General features: G+C 65.1%; 13 protein-coding genes. 7 read left to right on the top strand and 6 right to left on the bottom strand.

What is annotated here, in order from left to right:
• Positions 1-440 precede the first annotated feature (440 nt).
• From DLM85_RS20970 to DLM85_RS20955, 4 genes are all read left to right on the top strand, one after another.
• A complete protein-coding gene (locus tag DLM85_RS20970; RefSeq protein WP_133257181.1) occupies positions 441-4,937 on the top strand; it encodes a T9SS type A sorting domain-containing protein in 4,497 nt (1,498 codons plus the stop codon).
• 180 nt (positions 4,938-5,117) lie between these two features.
• A complete protein-coding gene (locus DLM85_RS20965; RefSeq protein WP_133257180.1) occupies positions 5,118-7,340 on the top strand; it encodes a beta strand repeat-containing protein in 2,223 nt (740 codons plus the stop codon).
• 262 nt (positions 7,341-7,602) lie between these two features.
• Entirely contained in the window at positions 7,603-10,314 is a 2,712-nt protein-coding gene (locus DLM85_RS20960; protein ID WP_111480140.1) for a T9SS type A sorting domain-containing protein, read from the top strand.
• Between the two features lie 161 nt (positions 10,315-10,475).
• Positions 10,476-11,168, top strand: a complete 693-nt coding sequence (locus tag DLM85_RS20955; RefSeq protein ID WP_111480139.1) for a T9SS type A sorting domain-containing protein — start codon at positions 10,476-10,478, stop codon at positions 11,166-11,168.
• 83 nt (positions 11,169-11,251) lie between these two features.
• Here the strand turns inward: DLM85_RS20955 and DLM85_RS20950 are convergent, their stop codons facing one another.
• From DLM85_RS20950 to DLM85_RS20930, 5 genes are all read right to left on the bottom strand, one after another.
• Positions 11,252-11,932, bottom strand: a complete 681-nt coding sequence (locus DLM85_RS20950) for a TraB/GumN family protein (RefSeq protein ID WP_111480138.1) — start codon at positions 11,930-11,932, stop codon at positions 11,252-11,254.
• A 441-nt stretch (positions 11,933-12,373) separates the two neighbouring features.
• Positions 12,374-12,700 (bottom strand): HesB/IscA family protein, encoded by a 327-nt coding sequence (locus DLM85_RS20945; protein ID WP_111480137.1) that lies wholly within the window; start codon positions 12,698-12,700, stop codon positions 12,374-12,376.
• 81 nt (positions 12,701-12,781) lie between these two features.
• On the bottom strand, positions 12,782-13,189 hold the full coding sequence (locus tag DLM85_RS20940) for a hypothetical protein (RefSeq protein WP_111480136.1): 408 nt from the start codon (positions 13,187-13,189) through the stop codon (positions 12,782-12,784).
• 92 nt (positions 13,190-13,281) lie between these two features.
• Positions 13,282-13,698, bottom strand: coding sequence for a Fe-S cluster assembly scaffold IscU (gene iscU, locus DLM85_RS20935; RefSeq protein WP_111480135.1), 417 nt, complete (start codon positions 13,696-13,698; stop codon positions 13,282-13,284).
• Between the two features lie 108 nt (positions 13,699-13,806).
• Positions 13,807-15,021: an IscS subfamily cysteine desulfurase gene (locus tag DLM85_RS20930; protein ID WP_111480134.1), complete on the bottom strand. Its 1,215-nt coding sequence runs from the start codon at positions 15,019-15,021 to the stop codon at positions 13,807-13,809.
• Positions 15,022-15,208: 187 nt separating this feature from the next.
• Between DLM85_RS20930 and mce the strand changes: the two genes are divergently transcribed.
• Complete coding sequence (gene mce / locus DLM85_RS20925; RefSeq protein WP_111480133.1) at positions 15,209-15,616, top strand: methylmalonyl-CoA epimerase; 408 nt, start codon at positions 15,209-15,211, stop codon at positions 15,614-15,616.
• 97 nt (positions 15,617-15,713) lie between these two features.
• On the opposite strand, the gene DLM85_RS20920 is transcribed toward mce, so the two are convergent.
• Entirely contained in the window at positions 15,714-16,595 is an 882-nt protein-coding gene (locus DLM85_RS20920; protein ID WP_111480132.1) for an alpha/beta fold hydrolase, read from the bottom strand.
• A gap of 119 nt (positions 16,596-16,714) precedes the next feature.
• Here DLM85_RS20920 and DLM85_RS20915 point away from each other — a divergent pair, with 119 nt between their 5' ends.
• Together DLM85_RS20915 and DLM85_RS20910 are read left to right on the top strand one after the other, a co-directional pair.
• On the top strand, positions 16,715-17,290 hold the full coding sequence (locus tag DLM85_RS20915) for an L-threonylcarbamoyladenylate synthase (RefSeq protein ID WP_111480131.1): 576 nt from the start codon (positions 16,715-16,717) through the stop codon (positions 17,288-17,290).
• A gap of 76 nt (positions 17,291-17,366) precedes the next feature.
• Positions 17,367-18,812, top strand: coding sequence for a CCA tRNA nucleotidyltransferase (locus DLM85_RS20910; RefSeq protein WP_111480130.1), 1,446 nt, complete (start codon positions 17,367-17,369; stop codon positions 18,810-18,812).
• The last annotated feature ends 51 nt before the right edge of the window (positions 18,813-18,863 follow it).

The raw sequence follows: 18,863 nt of genomic DNA, 5'->3' as shown, positions 1-18,863 counted from the left end.
ATGGCGGCAATTTATACAGCTACGGAGCTGCTTCGGCAACGGACAGAGCACTTGGAACGCTTGGCTCAAGCAATGCTGCGGCTGGAAGTTTTGCTCATGGCATTCTTTTCCAGAATAATACTGGTGCCCCAATTACCTCCCTTTCGATATCATATGTAGGAGAGCAGTGGCGCAATGGTGGCAACACGACACCCAACGTCATAACCTTTTCTTATCAAACAAGTGCGTCACAAATAACCACGTTAACTCCTATTGGCGTTGCAAGTGGTGCCCCTACAGCAGATGCCGGCTGGACAGATGTTGCAGCGCTCAATTTTACCAGCCCTATTAACACCAGTTCTGCTGCATCCTTAAACGGCAACGCGCCAGCAAATAGAGTGCAAATAGCAGCTACTACTATTGATTTGACTTCGAGCCCACTAGCTGCTGGACGCTACATCATGCTACGGTGGAAAGATGTAGACCACAATGGTACAGATCATGGCCTTGCTATTGATGAAGTATCGGTTAGCTTCACTACGGGTACAACTCCTGCCGACACAACCCCGCCTACCTTCGCCACTGGTTCGCCCGCGGCTTCGGGCACTACGGCCACCGGCTTCACGCTTTCCTCTACTATTGATGAAGTCGGCAAAACCTACTACGTGGTGCTCCCCGACGGCGCCACGGCCCCCACGAGTGCCCAGGTGAAAGCCGGGCAGGACGCCAGCGGCAGCGCCGCGGCCCAATCGGGCTCCATCACCAACGCCACCGCCAACACGGCCGCCACAGCGGCCATCAGCGGCCTGACGGCCAGCACCGCCTACGACGTGTACGTGGTGGCCGAGGACGCCGTGCCCAACCTGCAGACCGCCGCGACGCTGCTGGAAGTGACGACCCTTTCGCCCGATACCACGCCGCCCACGTTTGGCAGCGGTTCGCCTGCGGCTTCGGGCGTTACCACCACCGGCTTTACGCTTTCTTCGACGATTAACGAAGTCGGCAAAACCTACTACGTGGTGCTGGCCAGCGGCGCCGCGGCCCCCACGAGTGCCCAGGTGAAAGCCGGGCAGGACGCCAGCGGCAGCGCCGCGGCCCAATCGGGCTCCATCACCAACGCCACCGCCAACACGGCCGCCACAGCGGCCATCGGCGGCCTGACGGCCAGCACCGCCTACGACGTGTACGCGGTGGCCGAGGACGCCGTGCCCAACCTGCAGACCACCCCCACGCTGCTCGCGGTAACCACCGCCACGCCCATTCCGGCCCCGACGGTAACCAGCTTCAACCCGCCCAGCGGCTCGGCCGGTACCGTGGTTGCCATCAGCGGCACCGATTTTACCGGCGCCACGGCCGTGACCTTCAACGGGGTAGCCGCCGCCAGCTTTACCGTCAACAGCAGCACCAGCATCACGGCCACCGCGCCGAGCGGGGTGACGGCCGGCCCCCTGGCCGTGACCACGCCCGGCGGCACCGGTACCTCGGGCAGCAGCTTCCTGATCGACAACCCCGCGCCCACGCTCAGCAGCCTGAGCCCCGCTAACCGCCTGGCCGGCAGCGGCGCTTTCACGCTGACCGCCACCGGGACCAACTTCGTAGCCGGCTCGGCACTGACCTTCAACGGCGCGGACCTAGCCACCACGTTTGTCTCGGCCACCTCGCTGACGGCCACCGTGCCGGCGGCGGCCGTGGCTACGGCCGGCTCCTACAGCGTGACGGTAACCAACCCGGCTCCCGGCGGCGGCAGCAGCAGCGCCGTAGCCTTCACGGTGCTGCCCGCCCCGCTGGTCTTCCAGGATTTTGAGGACAACCAGCCCACCATTGCCTGGACGTACACCGGCAGCGTGGCCACGGTGGCGGGCAACAGCACCGGCGGCAGTTCCCCGGCTAATTCGCCCTTCTTCACCAGCAGCGCCAAAGCCTGGCTGGCCACGGGGGCTTCGCCCACGGCCACTTTCGCCAACCAGTCGTTGGTGGGCTACAGCAATGCCTACGTCACGTTCCGCCTCGGGGCCTTCTCCGTTGGCTCGACCGGCAACGGCATGGATGCCTCTGATAACGTGACGGTGGAGGTTAGCCTGGACAACGGCACGACCTGGCGCAGCACCCTGCTGGTGGGCGGCAACAACAACGCGCGCTGGGACTACACGGCCACCGGCGTGGCCGAAACCACCTACGACGGCGACAACACGCCGGTGCCCTTTGTGCCGTCGGGCGGCGGAGTGCGCAACACCGATGGCTACAGCACGGTGAAAATCAACCTGCCGGCCTCGGCAACGCAGGTACGCGTGCGCATCGTCCCGACCACCAACGACGGGGCCGAGCGGTGGAGCATCGACGACGTGGCCCTGTACGGTTCGCCGGCCCCGGCGCCCACCATCGTTTCCTTTACCCCGGATCAGGGCCTGATCAACACGCCCGTCACCATTACCGGCACCAACTTCGTGAGCGGGGGCACCGGCGTGCTCTTCAACGGCACGGCCGCTACCAGTGTCACCTTCGTGAGCAGCACCGAGGTGCAGGCCCTGGTGCCGGCCGGCGCCACCACCGGCCCGGTGAGCGTGGCGGTAGGCGGCCAGACGGCCACCAGCACCACCAATTTCACGGTGCTGCTGCCCGTGTACTACGCCAAGGCCTCCGGCGCGCTCAACGACCCGGCCACCTTCGGCCTGAACCCCGACGGCAGCGGTGCCTCGCCCACCAGCCTAACCGACCCCGGCATCACCCTGAACTTAGTCAATAACCTCGCCCCGACGCTGACGGCCAGCCTGACGCTGGGCACCGGCAGCAAAGTGGTGGTGGGCGACGGCACGGCCGCCGTGAACCTGACCATTCCGGCCGGCTTCAACCTGACCGGCACCCTCGACCTGAGCGCCAACAGCACCCTGACGGTGCTCAATACGGCGCCCAGCTTCACCTTCGGCGCGGTGGCCGCCAGCAGCACCGTCGACTACGCCCAGGCCGGTACCTACGCCGTGCCGGCCAGCCGCACCCCCAGCGGCGGCTACGGCAACCTCAAGCTCACCAGCGGTACCAAGACCCTACCCACCGGCACCACCGTTATCCGCGGCAACTTCACGGTGGACAACGTGACGGGCTACAACGGCTTTGCCGGCAGCAGCAGCCCGACCTTTACCACCCTGAGCCTGCTGGGCAACTTCACCCTGCTCGGCACCGTGACCTACGGCACCGCCGACAACTCCTACACCCTGGTGCTCGACGGTACCACCCCGCAGACGCTGACCGGCAACGGCAACGCCATCAACCTGTTCCGCCTGACCAATAACAACACGGCCGGCGGCGTGCTGGCTGCCACCGGCGGCAGCACCAACCTGAACCTGGGCACCGTCACCAGCGGCGGCCTGACGCAGAACACCGGCACCTCGCTGGCCCTGAACGGCAACACGCTGGCGCTGACCGGTAACGGCACCTTCGTGGGCAGCGGCGTGCTGACGGCCGCCGCCGCCGCCACCGTGGATGTGACCAAGCCGGCCGGTACCTCGGCCCCCGGCACCCTGTACCTGGGCGCGGGCGAAACCCTGGGCACGCTCACCCTCAACCTGGCCGACGCCACCGACGAGCTGTTCCTGGGAGCCGACCTGACCGTCACCAACCTCAATCTTACCTCCGGCATTCTGGTGCTGAACGGTCGTACGCTCACCAGTGACGGCCCCATTGTCTCGGTGGCCGGCCAGCTGCGGGGCTCCGCAACCAGCGCCCTCGCCTTTACCGGCACGGGCAGCGTCGGCACGCTGGCTTTCGTCAACTCGACGGCGGCGCGCATGCTGGCCTCACTGGTGCTGAACCGGACCGCTAACGTGACCATTGAACTGACCAACACCCTCACCGTGGCCAACGTGACGCTGACCCGCGGCGTGCTGCAGTTTACCCCCTCGACGCGCTTGGTGGTGACGGGCACCCTTACCGGGGGCAACGCCAATAGCTACGTCAACGCCCTGACGCTGCCCACGGCCGCCAACGCCACGGCCGCCACGCTGACCTTCCCGCTGGGCGGCAGCCTGGGCTTTTACCGCCCCGCGACGCTGACGGTGGCCCAGGCCAGCAACGGCCCGGCCAGCGGCTACACCGCCCGCCTGCAGGAGCTGACCGGCAACAGCCGCGGCGTCACGGCGCCGCTGACCAACGTGTCGGCCGTGCGCTACGTGGCCCTCAGCCAGGAAGCCGGCGGCGCCACCCTCACCGGCGGCAGCGTGGAGCTGGCCTTTGGTGAAGACGACGGCGTGAACGACGCGGCCACCCTGCGCCTGGCCAGCTCGCCCAACGGCAGCACCGCCTACACCGACCTGGGCACGCCCACCGTCACCATCACCGCCACCGGGCCCAGCTTCCTCAGCGGCACCGTTGCGGCCAGCATCACCGCCCTCGGCGACTTCAGCCTGGCTACGAATGCCACCGCGGCCGGCACCAACCCGCTGCCCGTCACGCTGACCGGGTTTACGGCCCAGCGCCAGGGCGAAGGCGCCCTGCTGAAGTGGACCACCGCCCAGGAGAAAAACAGCGCCTACTTCGAGGTGCAGCGCTCTACCAACGGTGGCCAGGAGTTTGAAGCCATTGGCCAGGTGCAGGCCGCCGGGCACAGCAGCACCGGCCGTCAATACGCCTTCCAGGATGCGCGCCGCCCCGTTGGCCCGGTGTACTACCGCCTGCGCCAGGTTGACCGCGACGGCACGGCCACGCTTTCGGAAGTGCGGGTGCTGAGCGGATCGGCCGTTTTCACGGCTACCGTATTCCCGAATCCGGCCACCGACCTGCTGCGCATCGAGGCGGCGGCGCCGGTTAAAGGCTGGCGCATCTTGAGCCTGGCCGGCCAGGTGCTGCGGACCGGCTCGGGTGCCGAAGCGGGTATCGACGTGACGCCGCTGGCCGCTGGCAGCTACCTGCTCGAACTTACCACGAATGGCGGCATTCAGCTCACCAAACGGTTTGTGAAGCAGTAAGTCGTTTCGAGGGCCGCTAAAATGGCAACACCCCTGCACGCGCGTCGTGCAGGGGTGTTGCCATTTTAGCGGCCCTCGGTATAAGCTACGCCCTGGAGGGGAAAATGGGAGTAGTTTTTAATATGTTAATAATGTTATATAAATTGAAAAAAATATCCAACACAAACACCTCATTGCGACATGAAAAAGCTAGCACCCTACCCCCGCTTAAGCAGTAGGCTTCCTGTACTTGTCGGTATATGGCTGAGTTGTTCGGCTTCTGCTGCCCTGGCGCAGACGACGTACACTTGGAATGGGGCCAGCGGGGCCAATTTCAGTGCTGCTGACAGTTGGACGCCCCCCCGAAATACTCCGACCACCACGGACATCCTGGAGTTCAACGGCGGCACGCCCTCGGCAACCCTGGATGCAGGCGCAACGCAGACAATCGGGCGCATTCGGTTTCGCAACAACACCGATGCCACGTTTTCCATCAGCACGTCCAATAACCTGACTACTACCCGCACGCTAACCATCCAGGCCACCGCGGCCGACGATGACTTTATCGTGGATGCCGGAAGCACGCTTACGGTCGTTGGTAACGGTTCCACCGGCTCGAGCAGCGCCAGCAACTTCGTGGCGTCGTTGAATCCCGGGGCTACGGCTCGCATTGCGGGCAGTGTGGTGTTCAGCGGAGTCGGGGGTAATGCCAATGCGGCCAGCGTGCATAAGTTTCTGGGCGCGGCCGGCTCGGTGGTCTTTCAAGCGGGCGGCTCCCTCACCACCCAAGGCGCTACGCTGGACCCCACCGACACGCCCTTCGGGACGACCACCGGGCTGGCCGTTTTTCAAAGCGGAGCTGGCTTCATTCAACAGGCGGGTGACGACCCGTACGGCCCGGCTGCCTTTCAGGCGGGCAGCACCTATACCTTCAGCGGGGGCACCGCCCCGGGCGGCTCCAACCTGGCGGGCCGCACGTACGGCAACCTGGTGTTTGCCACTTCCGCCGCGTTGCCCACGTACACCGGGACCACCCGGCTCAACATCCTCAACAACCTGCAGCTGACCGCGGCCAATACGGCCACGCTTACCCTGAACCTGACCGGCACCAGTGCCACGACGGGCATTGCGGTGGGGGGCAATATCATCGTCGACGGCGGGACGCTGCAGCTCAATCCCGGCTCCGACGTGAACCTGACCTTGAACGGAGCAACAATCCAACACATTCAGGGCGACGGCACCTTCAGCATTTCGCCTACCACCGTGCGGCTGGCCATCGACAACCCCGGCGGCGTCACGCTGCAAAAGCCGCTGACCTTCGAAGGACTGGTGCTGACCAATGGCTTGCTGAACACGTCCGTTAGCAGCCCATTAACCATTGCCATTGCCAACCAAGCCAACTCAGCCAGCTTCATCAGCGGCGGCAGCGCCACCAGCTTCGTCAACGGGCCGCTGAACATTACGACTTCCGCCACCGGCGCCAAAACCTTTACTTTCCCAATCGGCGCGCTGCGCAACGGCACCACCAACGTGTACCGGCCCGTGACGCTGACGGCCACGCAGAGCAGCACTGCCGGCTCCTATACCGCCGTGCAGACGGAAGGACGAGCTGCCAATCTGGCGCCGGGGACGGGCATTCAGCGCGTGTCGGGCCTGCGGTACTTCACCCTGAGCAGCGCCGGCACCACGTTTACCAACGGCGCCATTACCCTCAGCTTCGGCTCCGACGACCAGGCGGACAATGCCAGCACGCTGCGGGTGGCCCAGCGCGTGGGCAGCGCCTGGAACAACCTCGGCGGCACCGTCACGGCCGTGCCAACGGGCACCATTACCTCCACCACGGCCTTTACAGCCCTGACGGAGTTTGTGCTGGCCACCAGCACGGCCGACCTCTCTGCCAACCCGCTGCCGGTGGAGCTGAGCAGCTTCACGGCCGAGCGTCGCGGCGCCGATGCCCTGCTGCGCTGGACCACGGCGCAGGAGAAGAACAGCGCGTACTTTGAGGTGCAGCGCAGCCTGGACGGGCGCGAGTTCCGCGCATTGGCCCGGGTGCAGGCGCAGGGCACCAGCACCCGGGCCAGCAGCTACAGCTTCCTGGACAAGGGTGCGGCCGGCCCGGTGTACTACCGCCTGCACCAGGTCGACCGCGACGGCACGGCCTCCGACTCGCGCATTGTGGTGCTGGGCGGCACGATGGCCTTCACCGCCACCGCCTTCCCGAATCCGGCCACCGACCTGCTGCGCGTGAGCACCTCGGCACCGGTGCGGGCCTGGCGGGTGCTGAGCCCGGTGGGCCCACCGCTGCTGCGCGGCACTGGCCAGCCCGACCGGGTGCCGGTGAGCAGCCTGAACCCCGGCGTGTATCTGCTGGAGCTGACTACCGGCGGCAACGGCCGGCACCTACTGCGCTTTGTAAGGCAGTAGCATTCGGCTTACCTTTGTCAAAGGCCCTCGGCTCAGTTGGAGCCGGGGGCCTTTTTTCAGTGCAATACGACAATGTCCCTGAATGGGAAACAAAAGCCTGATTTTTACCGATTCTGGAAATATTTGTCTGGTGTATACACACAATTATTAAAAAAATAATATAATTTCGGGTTGTGTGACGAACTGTGTCTTGTCGATGGCAATGAGACTAGACGCGTAGCTCGCCCACTTTTGCGCGTTTTTCCATTCCAACTCCATTTGCATGATCAACAATTTTACGAAGCTCTTCCTGGTTACGCTAGGAATGGGGCTTGGCTATGCGGCTCAGGCGGCAACGGAGCCTACCGTCCAGCCGGTCGTAGGCTACCACCCGGCCAGCGGCGCCACGGCCAACACGCCGTCGGCCGCGCTGAAGCTGACCGCGGGCGACGGAGGGCGTTATCTGGTGATTGTGCGCCTGGCCGCCGCCACGCGCGTAGCCCCGACCGACGGGGTTGTTTACACTCCCAACCTGGCCTACGGCAACAACACCGGTACCAACCGCACCACCGGTGCCGGTAACTACGTGGTGTATGCCGACGTGCCGCCCACGGCTGCGGTGTTCAATAAAATCACCGTCACCGGTCTGGCTGCCGGCTCCAACTACGTGGTGGACGTGTACGCCTACAACCAGGATGCCGGGGGCACCGACTACCTGCTGACCAACCCGGCCACGGTGGCCTTCCTGGCCCTGCCCACCTACACCTGGAACAACACCAACGCGACCATCGCCCAGGACTTTGGTACCGCTTCCAACTGGACGCCGGCGCGCACGCTGTCCAACACCAACGGGGCCAACGCCAACCACGTCCTGGTCTTCAACGGAGCTACCACGGCCAATCCGGCCGTGCAGATTTCCCGCGGCTTCGGCGGCAACCAAACGCAGGAGCAGATTTTCGGTCAGCTCTACCTGGTCAACAACGTTAGCGCCTCGTTCTACGCGCCCAGCACGGCCAACACCGCCGGCACGCTGCAGATCGGCAACGCCACCACCACGGGCGACGACTTCGTGGAAGAAGCCGGCGCGACGCTGACCATGACCACCGGCTCGAATACCGACAACCGCTACATCGTCCTGGCCATGCCCACCGGCACCACGGCCAGCCTCAGCGGTACCATCCAGAACGTACTCGGCACCAGCCTCAACATTCCGCAGCGTCTCGTGGCCGCCGATGCCGGGGCTCTGCGCTTCAAGAGCGGCTCCGTCTTCAACTCGACCGAAGTAGTGGGCCACCCCTTCGGCACGACGGGTACCGAAACGCTGACGGGCAACAACAACGTCAACGAAGCATCCGGCAAGGCCGGGGCCGGCTCGGTCGTGTTCGAAGCCGGCGCCACGTTTATTCAGAGCAGCGGTCTGGACCCGTTCGGCAACGGCGCCACGGCCGTCACTTCGTTCCTGAGCGGCAGCACCTACCGCTACCTCGGCGGCACCATTTCGGCCGCGGCCCGCACGTATCCCAACTGGGACTTTCAGGCCAGCTACTCCACCACGGGGGCCTTTGCTACCACCGTGCTGAACAGCCTGACGGTAAACTACCCGCCCGCCAGCCCGGCTACGTCGGTAAACGTGAGCCTGAACAACACCGGCGGCGTTAGCGTCGGGGGCAACATCGAAGTAAACGGCGCCACCCAGTACGGCGCCGGCCTGTACTTCGATCCGGCCTCGGCCGCCAGCCTCACCCTGAACGGCACCGGCGGCAAGCAGTTCATCAAAGGCATCAGCACCCTCTCGCTCGGCGTCAACACCACGCTGGTGCTGAACAACCCGCAGGGCGTAGAGCTGCAAAAAATCCTGGATGTGCCCAAAGCGCTGACCTTCGGGGCGCAGAGCGGCCACCTCATCACCTCTTCCAGCAATTACCTGAGCCTGCCGACCACCGCCCCGATAACCGGCGCCGATAACGACAGCTACGTGGAAGGCCCGATGATGCGCAATTCGCCCGGGGCCGGCACCTACGCCCTCTCCACCAGCACGGGGCTGTTCTTCCCCGTGGGCGTTGCCGCCGGCTACGGCCCGATCAGCATCGGCCTGACCCAGACGGGCACGACGGGCGGTACCTATTTCGTGACGCCCTACAAGAGCTACGCCCCGGCCTACACCCTGGCGCCGAACGATTTGAAGCGCGTATCGGGCGTGCGCTACTACAACCTGTACAACAGCGTCGCCTTTACCAACGGCCAGGTCGCCATGGGCTTTGTCGCCATCGACCAAGTGGACGCCCCCAGCACGCTGCGCGTGGCCCAGGGCGTCAACGGCAGCTGGCTGAACCTCGGCGGCACCGTGACGCCCCCGCAGGCCGACGGTACCACCTTCCTGTCGGGCACCATCACCAGCAACGCCGGCCTGACCTCGCTGGGCGACTTCGCGCTGGCTACCACCAGCTTCGACAATGCGCCCGGCAACAACCCGCTGCCGGTGGAGCTGAGCAGCTTTACGGCCGAGCGTCGCGGCGCCGATGCCCTGCTGCGCTGGACCACGGCGCAGGAGAAGAACAGCGCGTACTTCGAAGTGCAGCGCAGCCTGGACGGGCGCGAGTTCCGCGCGGTGGGCCGGGTGCAGGCGCAGGGCACCAGCACCCGGGCCAGCAGCTACAGCTTCCTGGACAAGGGTGCGGCCGGCCCGGTGTACTACCGCCTGCACCAGGTCGACCGCGACGGCACGGCCTCCGACTCGCGCATCGTGGTGCTGGGCGGCACCAGCGAACTGCTGGTAGCCGCTTACCCCAACCCGGTGCAGCACGAGCTGCACCTGCAGCTGGGCGAAGGCCCGGTGCAGTGGCGGGTGCTGAGCCTGCTGGGCCAGCCCCTGCGCCAGGGCAAAGCCCTCGGCCAGACCACCCTCGACCTGCGCACGCTGCCCGCCGGCAGCTACCAGCTGGAGGTACGCAGCGGCACCCAGCGCGTGATTCGCTCTCTGATCAAAACCAACTAGCCGCGACTACCGCCCCGGCCCGTTGCGACGGCCACTGCCCCAGGGCAGTGGCCGTTTTTTGTATCTAAAGCAGATTTTTATATAAATAAAGATATAATAAATAGTATATTGCCTTCCTGCTTGATGCTCTTGATCTGCTACTCCTTCTTACTGCCTTAGCCATGCACCCCTTGCTTACCCATAGCCGCAGCCTGGCCCTCCGGGGCGCGGCGCGGGGCCTCTGGGCCCTGTGGTTTGTGCCCTTTCTCGGCTTGGCCCAGCAGCCGGCGCTGCGCGACGTGGCGGCCAACAACCCACCCGCCGGTACCGCGCCTACTGCCGCGCCCGGTGCCGCCCGCACGGCCAGCCCGGTAGCGGCGGTAGGCCTGGCCGCCGCAGCTACGCCCCAGGGCGTGGTGCTGACGTGGACCGCGCCGACTGCCAAAACGCCCCTGCGCTTCGAGGTGGAACGCTCCTCCGATGGGGTGACGTTTCGCTCGGTAGGAGTGGTGCTGGCGGCCGAAGCGGCCGGGTACCGCTTCCTCGATGCCGGGGCCGGGGCCAGCACGGTGTACTACCGCCTGCGGCAGCCCGTGGCGGGGGGCAGCGGCACCTCGGCGGTACTCACCTACACCCCCGACAACAGCGCCTGGCAGCCCAGCCCCAACCCCGCCACCGATTGGCTGAGCTGCGGCCCGGCCAGCGGCGACTACCGCATCACGGATGCGGCCGGCCGCACCGTCCTCACCGGCCGCCTCGTGGCCGGGCAGCGCATCGATGTGCGCCGCCTGCGCAACGGCAACCACACCCTGGAGCTACGCACGGGCACGCTGCGCGCCACGCGCACCTTCCTGAAATACGCCCCCGGCGAGTGAGGCCCGCCTCTGCTACCCCTTCAGCAGCACAAAGCCCCGCCGGTACTGCCGGCGGGGCTTTGTGCTGCTGAAGGGGCAACGGGCTACTTCGCGTCGGCGGCGCTGCCGGGGTTGCCGCCGCGGTTCACCACGCGCGCTGCCGCTTCGAAGCGGGCCCACAGGTCGGGCTCGTCCAGCTCGTACACGCGGAAGTAGGTGCGCAGCTGCTCGATGGCGCGGGCGTTCTGCTTGATAAGGCGCTCCAGGCTCTGACGGCCGGTGCTGCCCTCCGCGTCGTTCAGGCGGCCGTCGTTGATGCTGCGGCGCAGCTCGGCGGTCAGCGCGGTGGCTTCGCGGTAGTGCTCGGGGGTGAAGCGGCGCTTGGTCAGGGCTTCGCTGCGCTCGGGAGCCAGGCTCAGCAGGCGGCGGGCTTCGTCGATAAAGGCCGTTTCGGGCAGGCGCGAGAGGCGGCTCACCTGCCCCGACAGGGCCAGCAGGCGGGCATCGTTGGTGCTGGTAGCCACGGCCTGCAGCCCCACGATGAGGCGGCGCAGCAGCTGCGTCAGCTGGTTGCGTTGGCCTTTTTTGCGGCCGGAGTTGCCGTCGTTGTCGGCCGTCAGCACGTCCTGGGCCGTGGCCTGGGCCTGCGTCAGCGCGCCGGTGAGCTGCTGCCGCAGCGGGGCCACGTCAGCTTCGATGTCGGCGTAGGCACTTTTGTCAGCGCTGAGAAAGGTGTTCAAGGCTTCGTCGCGGCGCAGGCGGGCCTCAATCAGGTCGTTTTTCATACTACGGATAGCATAGGGAGTGAGAAAGGGCGTGAAGGTAGCCAAAACGCATGGTCAGCCCGCGTGGCCGGGGCCAATCCTGTCGTTGTCAGTTATTGGCGCCTCCTGGTAAGCCGTGGGCGGCGCGTTGTCACCGGTACCTGCCGCGTTGTCAGCCCTGCCCGGCGCATTGCCCCGCGGGCCGCAGGCATGGTGAGCCTTCGCCGCCGCATTGCAAGGCGTGGACGGCGCGTTGTCAGCCGTACCCGTTGCATTGGAGGCCGTGCGCGCCGCGTTGTCAGCCGTGGCCTGGCCCTTGTCACCCGCACCGGCCGTTGCAGGGCCCAACCGGCCGTTGTAGTCCGAACCGGGCGTTGTCACGCACGCCGCAGCCCGCACACGAAAAACCCCTTCCGCCGCGGGGCAGAAGGGGTTTGGTATCGAAGCACGGTGGGAGCGGGGCTACACCGAGAAACTCTCGCCGCAGCCGCAGGTGCGGGAGGCGTTGGGGTTGTTGAAGAAGAAGCCCTTGCCGTTCAGCCCGTCCGAGAAGTCCAGCTCGGTGCCGGCCAGGTAGAGGAAGCTCTTCATGTCGACCACCACGCGCACGCCCTTGTCCTCAAATTCCTGGTCCATGGGCTTTACCTCGTCGTCGAAGTCGAGCTTGTAGCTCAGGCCCGAGCAGCCGCCGCCGGCCACCGAGGCGCGCAGGCGAAAAGCGTCGGTCAGGCCCGCGTCGGCGCGCAGGGCGGCTACTTTCTCTTGAGCCTTGTCAGAAACGGTAATCATGTGGGTTGTCAGTTGTCGGTTGCAGGTTGTCAGGCGGAGGCGTCAGCACCGAAGCGGCACGCCCGGGCTGATAACAAACAACTACGAAGAAGGATTCAGCACCACGCTGAACACGGTGATGGTGTTCAGGTCGCGGCCGTAGTAAAGTTTGTCGAGGGCTTCGTAGGCGTTGTGGGCGCGGAAGTAGGAGGTTTGCAGCTCCTTGTCGCCGCGGGCCCGCCACTGAATGGTGTAAGAGGCTTCCGCGTCGCGCGAGGTCTGCACGTAGCCGAGCATCTTGCGCAGCGCGTCCAGCTTGTCGTGGCCCAGCTCGTAGCGAAACAGAAAGCTCTGCTGGTGGCGCGGGTTGACGGTAATCAGGTCCAGCCGCGTCTGCCCGTCGATCTGGCGGAAATCAAACACCAGCTGATCGGCCGGCAACCCCAGGGCTTCCGCAATCTGCCGCTGCAGGCGCGCACTCTCTACGTGCACATCGGGGGAGACTTCCATGTAGTCGGTTGTCAGGTAACAGTTGCGAGTTGTCAGTGCATCAAGGCGCAAAACGTCCCTGACAACTAACAACTCGCAACTGACAACTCAGATTAGTGGTGCGACTTGGCGGCTTCCAGCTCGGGCAGGCCGTTTTTCACGCGGTAGTCGTTGATGGCGGCCTTGATGGCGTCTTCGGCCAGCACCGAGCAGTGAATTTTCACCGGCGGCAGGGCCAGCTCTTCCACAATCTCCATGTTGTCGATGTTCAGCGCCTCGTCCACCGACTTGCCCTTCAGCCACTCCGTCGCCAAGGACGAGGAAGCAATGGCCGAGCCGCAGCCGAAGGTCTTGAACTTGGCGTCGGTGATGACGTTGGTGGCTTCGTCCACCTCGATCTGCAGGCGCATCACGTCGCCGCACTCGGGGGCGCCGACCAGGCCGGTGCCCACGTTTTTCTTGCTCTTGTCCAGCGTGCCCACGTTGCGCGGGTTGCTGTAGTGGTCGATTACTTTATCGGAGTAAGCCATGGCTTTTGATGAGTTGTCAGTTGTCAGTTGCGAGTTATCAGTCTGAATGAGCTGCAGTTTGAAGTCAGTATCTGACAACTGACAACTCGCAGCTGACAACCCTAAATTTTAGTGTTCGGCCCACTCGATGGAGTTCAGGTCGATGCCTTCCTTGAACATCTCCCACAGCGGAGACATTTCGCGGAGCTTGGTCACGGCTTCTTTGACGTGATTGATGGCGTAGTCGATCTGCTCGTCGGTGGTGAAGCGGGAAAGGCCGAAGCGCAGGGAGCTGTGCGCCAGGTCGTCGCTCAAACCCAGGGCCTTGAGCACGTACGAAGGCTCCAGCGAAGCCGAGGTACAGGCCGAACCCGACGATACCGCGAGGTCCTTTACGCCCATCATCAGGCCTTCGCCCTCCACGTACTTAAAGGAAATGTTGGTCACGTGCGGCAGGCGGTGCTCCCGGGAGCCGTTCACGTAGCTTTCCTCCAGGGTCAGCAGCTCGCGCTCCAGCCGGTCGCGCATGGCCGAAATGCGGGCCGTGTCCGACTCCATTTCCAGGCGGGCCAGCTCGCAGGCCTTGCCCAGGCCCACGATGCCGGGCACGTTCAGGGTGCCGGAGCGCATGCCGCGCTCGTGGCCGCCACCGTCCATCTGGGCGGTTACTTTCACCCGCGGGTTCTTGCGGCGCACGTACAGCGCCCCAATGCCTTTCGGGCCGTACATCTTGTGGCCGGTGAAGGCCATCAGGTCGATGCCATCGGCAATAACGTCGACGGGCACTTTGCCCACGGCCTGGGTAGCGTCGGAGAAGAAGAGGGCGCCGTGCTTCTTGGCAATGGCCGAAATGGCGCGCATGTTCTGCAGCACGCCGATTTCATTGTTGCCGTACATGATGGCGACCAGGATGGTCTGCGGCGTCATGGCGGCTTCCAGCTCCTCGAGGTTGATGAGGCCTTCCTCGTTCACTTGCAGGTAGGTTACGCGGGCGCCCTGCTTTTCGAGGTGCTTGCAGGTATCAAGCACGGCTTTGTGCTCGGTGGTGGCGGTGATGATGTGGTTGCCCTTCTGGGCGTACATCTCATACACGCCCTTGATAGCGAGGTTGTCCGACTCAGTAGCGCCCGAGGTGAAGATGATTTCCTTCGGGTCGCAGTTGATCAGCTGCGCAATCTGCTCGCGGGCGTAGTCCACGGCCTCTTCGGCCTGCCAGCCAAACGGGTGGTTGCGCGAGGCGGCGTTACCGAATTGCTCGGTGAAATAGGGCAACATAGCCTCGAGCACGCGCGGGTCCATCGGCGTGGTGGCGTTGTTGTCGAGGTAAATGGGCAGCTTGAGCATGGTGCTTAGTATTGTCGCGGGCAAAGGTAACCACTGGGCCGCGGATACCACGAGGAATCCAGCGGAGAATGATTCGCGGGTAGAACAGCGAAACGAGGCTGGAGGTTTACTTTTGTGCGCACAAAAGTAGACACAATCCAAATAACGCGGGCGCCGCCGTCCCGGACGTTGTTGCACTCCTTATTATATGTTCACCAACCTCGAACACCTCGGCCTGGCCGTGCAGGACCTGGAAGCCGCTACCACGCTCTACACCACGCTGTTGGGCATGGCGCCGTACAAGCGCGAAACGGTGGATAGTGAGGGCGTCGATACCGTGTTTTTCCAGGTCGGCGGCTCGAAGATCGAGCTGCTGGGCGGCACCACGCCCGACAGCGCCATTACCAAGTTCGTGGCCAAGAAGGGGGAGGGCATCCACCACGTGGCCTTCGAAGTGGACGACATCCGGGCGGAGATGCAGCGGCTGCGCGCCGAGGGCTTCGTGCTGCTGAACGAGGAGCCCAAGCGCGGCGCCGACAACAAGCTGGTGTGCTTCGTGCACCCGAAATCGGCCCACGGCGTGCTGGTGGAGCTGTGCCAGTCTATTAAGGAGTAGCGCGCAGCTTGGGCTGTTCAGGCGTTTTTAGTCCGCGGAGGGCGCGGAAGTTTGCGCAGAAGGCGCAGCGGCGCTGAGCGTCAGCAACGAGTTCTGCTTATTTCTGCACTACCGCCTGCACAATGGCCTCGGACGCTTCGCGGGGCACGTAGTGGCCGATACCGGGCAACACGCGCCGCTCGTAGGGGCCGGTGAAGAACGTTTCCTTGCCTTCGGAGGACGCGGCCAGGCTGGCGCCGTCCAGCTCGCCGTGCAGCAGCGTAGTCGGCACGCTGATGTTGGGTTGCGGCTCCAGCTGCTTTTCCAGCGCCTCGTAGCGCGGATCGGGCGGCGCCGCGCCCCAGCGGACGCAGTAGGCGTGCAGCACCACCGCGACCCAGTCGGGGTTGTCCCAGGATTTGGCCGTGCGCTCGAAGGTGGCGTCGTCGAACGGCCAAGTGGGCGACCAGGCGTGCCAGATGTAGCGGCAGAACGCGCGGCGGTTGTCTTGCAGGGCTTCGCGGCCCCGTTCGGAGTGAAAAAACCACTGGTACCAGTAGGCGTGAATCTGCTCGGGTTTCAGCTGGTCGCCGGATTTGATGCCGGTTTCGTAGCCCACGGAGGCCACTACCAGGCGCTCCACCCGCTCGGGCCAGAGGGCGGCCAGCAGGTAGCCGGCGCGGGCGCCCCAGTCGTGGCCCACCACCACGGCTTTGCGGATGCCGAGGTGGTCGAGCAAATCGATGGCGTCCTGGGCCTGGGCCGTGGTCTGGCCGCTGCGCATGGTATCGGGGTCGGGGAAGACGGTGCCGCCGCAACCGCGCATGGCCGGGGCAATGGTTTGGTAGCCGGCAGCCAGCAGGCCCGGAATAACGGCATCCCAGGTGCGCAGGTCGTCGGGGAAGCCGTGCAGGAGCAGGACCGCAGGGGCGTCGGCGGGGCCCTGCCGCTCGTAGGCAATACGGAGTACTTCGGTATCGACGGTGTGCGTAGCGGGCATAAAAATGGCGTTCGGGCTTCGGATTGAACGGAATGCGGCCGGCGCGGTTGTCAGGGCCAGGCTTTGCCGTAGCTTCGCCGGCCCGGCACCGAATTGGGCCGCCGTAACGTAGAATCCGCATGAAATTTTTCCTTCAGGAAGTCGACGCCGCCGTGGACGCGCTGCTGCTGCAGCAGGTAATTCTGTACCCCACCGACACGGTTTGGGGCCTGGGCTGCGACGCCGAGGTGCCGCGGGCCGTGGAGAAGCTCTACCAGCTCAAGCAGCGCCCGGCCGAAAAGGCCTGCATCGTGCTGGTGGCCGATGAGGCCATGTTTGCCCGCTACGCCGAGCAGGTGCCCGCCAACCTGCCCGAGCTGCTGGCCGGGCAGCAGAAGCCGACCACCTACGTGGTGCAAGGCAGCCGCCTGCTGGCGCCCAACCTGCTGGCCGCCGACGGCACCATCGGGCTGCGCGTGGCGCGGGGCGACGAGTTTACCCACAAAGTACTGCGCCGCCTGGGCCACGGGCTGGTGTCGACCTCGGCCAACATCAGCGGGGAGCCGGCACCGGCTATCTATAAGGAAGTGACGCCGGCCATCGTGCGCGGCGCCGATTACGTGGTGAGCTGGCGGCAGGACGACGAAACGCGCCACGCGCCCTCGCGGGTGGTGCGGGTGCTGCCCGATGGCGGGCTGGAAGTGCTGCGCGATTGAGGCCGGAGTGGGAGCCGGGTACGGCCGGCCCCGCGCTTCTGCCGTACCTTTGCCGGCTCATTGACCCCGTTTTCGCATGAACCTGCTGCCCCAGCTGCCCGACCTGCCCCTGTTTCGTACCATTGCCGATGCCGCCCAGGAGCTGGGCTACCCGGCCTACGTCATCGGCGGCTACGTGCGGGATTTGGCGCTGCAACGGCCCAGCAAGGACGTGGACGTGGTGTGCGTGGGCGACGGAATTCAGCTGGCCCAGGCCGTGGGCCGGCGGCTGCCGAACCGCCCGCGAGTGACGGTGTTCAAGAACTTCGGCACCGCCATGCTGCCCACGCCCGACATCGAGCTGGAGTTTGTGGGGGCGCGCAAGGAAAGCTACCGGGCCGAAAGCCGCAAGCCCGAAGTGGAAGCCGGCACGCTGGAGGAAGACCTGGCCCGCCGCGACTTCACCATCAACGCCCTAGGCCTGAGCTTGAACGCGGCGGACTTCGGCACGCTGGTGGACCGCTACAACGGCATCCGTGACCTGCAGGACCGCATTATTCGCACCCCGCTCGATCCGGACATCACCTTTTCGGACGACCCGCTGCGCATGATGCGGGCCATTCGGTTCGCCACCCAGCTCAACTTCGACATTGATCCGGACACCTTCGATGCCATCAGCCGGAACAAGGAGCGGATTCGCATCGTGTCGCAGGAGCGCATTACCACCGAGCTGAACAAGATTATCATGAGTCCGAAGCCCAGCTACGGCTTCAAGCTGCTGTTTGCTTCGGGGTTGCTGCCGCTCATCTTCCCCAAGATGGCCTTGCTGCAGGGCGTGGAAAAGCGCGGGCAGCACGCGCACAAGGACAACTTCTACCACACGCTGCAAGTGCTTGACAACGTGGTGGAGGCCGGCGCCGACCTGTGGCTGCGCTGGGCCGCCATCCTGCACGACATTGCCAAGCCCGCCACCAAGCGCTTCGACCCGAAAGTGGGCTGGACCTTCCACGGCCACGAGGACAAGGGCGCCCGGTGGACGCCCGGCATCTTCGCCGACCTGAAGTTGCCGCTGGGCGAGGAAATGCGCATGGTGCAGAAGCTGGTGAAGCTTCACCTGCGCCCCATCGCGCTGGTGAAGGAAACCGTGACCGACTCGGCCGTGCGCCGGCTGCTGTTCGAGGCCGGCGACGAAATCGACCTGCTGATGAAGCTGTGCCGGGCCGATATTACCAGCAAGGACCACCAGCGCGTGGCCCGCTACCTGCGCAACTTCGAGCGGGTGGAGCAGAAGCTGAAGGAAGTGGAGGAGAAGGACCACCTGCGCAACTTCAAACCCGTCATCACCGGCGAAGTCATCATGCAGACCTTCGGCCTCGCGCCCTCCAAAGCGGTGGGTGAGCTGAAGGAGGCCGTGCTCGAAGCCATCCTCGACGGGCAGGTGCGCAACGAATACCCCGAAGCGTATGCCTTTCTGCTGGCCCTGGGCCGGCGCAAGGGGCTGGAGGTGAAAACCGAGGTTCCCGCGCCCCAACCGAGCGAGTAACAGCGACTAATCAGCTGCTCGACGGCTCAGCTATAAACAGACAAAGCCGGC

The organism is Hymenobacter edaphi, assembly GCF_003258365.1.
GTDB lineage: Bacteria > Bacteroidota > Bacteroidia > Cytophagales > Hymenobacteraceae > Solirubrum > Solirubrum edaphi.
This window is presented reverse-complemented; position numbering and strand designations above follow the sequence as displayed.

What these genes read in the sequence shown, in the direction of transcription:
- DLM85_RS20970 (WP_133257181.1), top strand. Translation starts at nt 441, where the DNA reads ATGCTACGGTGGAAAGATGTAGACCACAATGGTACAGATCATGGCCTT.
- DLM85_RS20965 (WP_133257180.1), top strand. Translation starts at nt 5,118, where the DNA reads ATGAAAAAGCTAGCACCCTACCCCCGCTTAAGCAGTAGGCTTCCTGTA.
- DLM85_RS20960 (WP_111480140.1), top strand. Translation starts at nt 7,603, where the DNA reads ATGATCAACAATTTTACGAAGCTCTTCCTGGTTACGCTAGGAATGGGG.
- DLM85_RS20955 (WP_111480139.1), top strand. Translation starts at nt 10,476, where the DNA reads ATGCACCCCTTGCTTACCCATAGCCGCAGCCTGGCCCTCCGGGGCGCG.
- DLM85_RS20950 (WP_111480138.1), bottom strand. Translation starts at nt 11,932, where the DNA reads ATGAAAAACGACCTGATTGAGGCCCGCCTGCGCCGCGACGAAGCCTTG.
- DLM85_RS20945 (WP_111480137.1), bottom strand. Translation starts at nt 12,700, where the DNA reads ATGATTACCGTTTCTGACAAGGCTCAAGAGAAAGTAGCCGCCCTGCGC.
- DLM85_RS20940 (WP_111480136.1), bottom strand. Translation starts at nt 13,189, where the DNA reads ATGGAAGTCTCCCCCGATGTGCACGTAGAGAGTGCGCGCCTGCAGCGG.
- iscU (WP_111480135.1), bottom strand. Translation starts at nt 13,698, where the DNA reads ATGGCTTACTCCGATAAAGTAATCGACCACTACAGCAACCCGCGCAAC.
- DLM85_RS20930 (WP_111480134.1), bottom strand. Translation starts at nt 15,021, where the DNA reads ATGCTCAAGCTGCCCATTTACCTCGACAACAACGCCACCACGCCGATG.
- mce (WP_111480133.1), top strand. Translation starts at nt 15,209, where the DNA reads ATGTTCACCAACCTCGAACACCTCGGCCTGGCCGTGCAGGACCTGGAA.
- DLM85_RS20920 (WP_111480132.1), bottom strand. Translation starts at nt 16,595, where the DNA reads ATGCCCGCTACGCACACCGTCGATACCGAAGTACTCCGTATTGCCTAC.
- DLM85_RS20915 (WP_111480131.1), top strand. Translation starts at nt 16,715, where the DNA reads ATGAAATTTTTCCTTCAGGAAGTCGACGCCGCCGTGGACGCGCTGCTG.
- DLM85_RS20910 (WP_111480130.1), top strand. Translation starts at nt 17,367, where the DNA reads ATGAACCTGCTGCCCCAGCTGCCCGACCTGCCCCTGTTTCGTACCATT.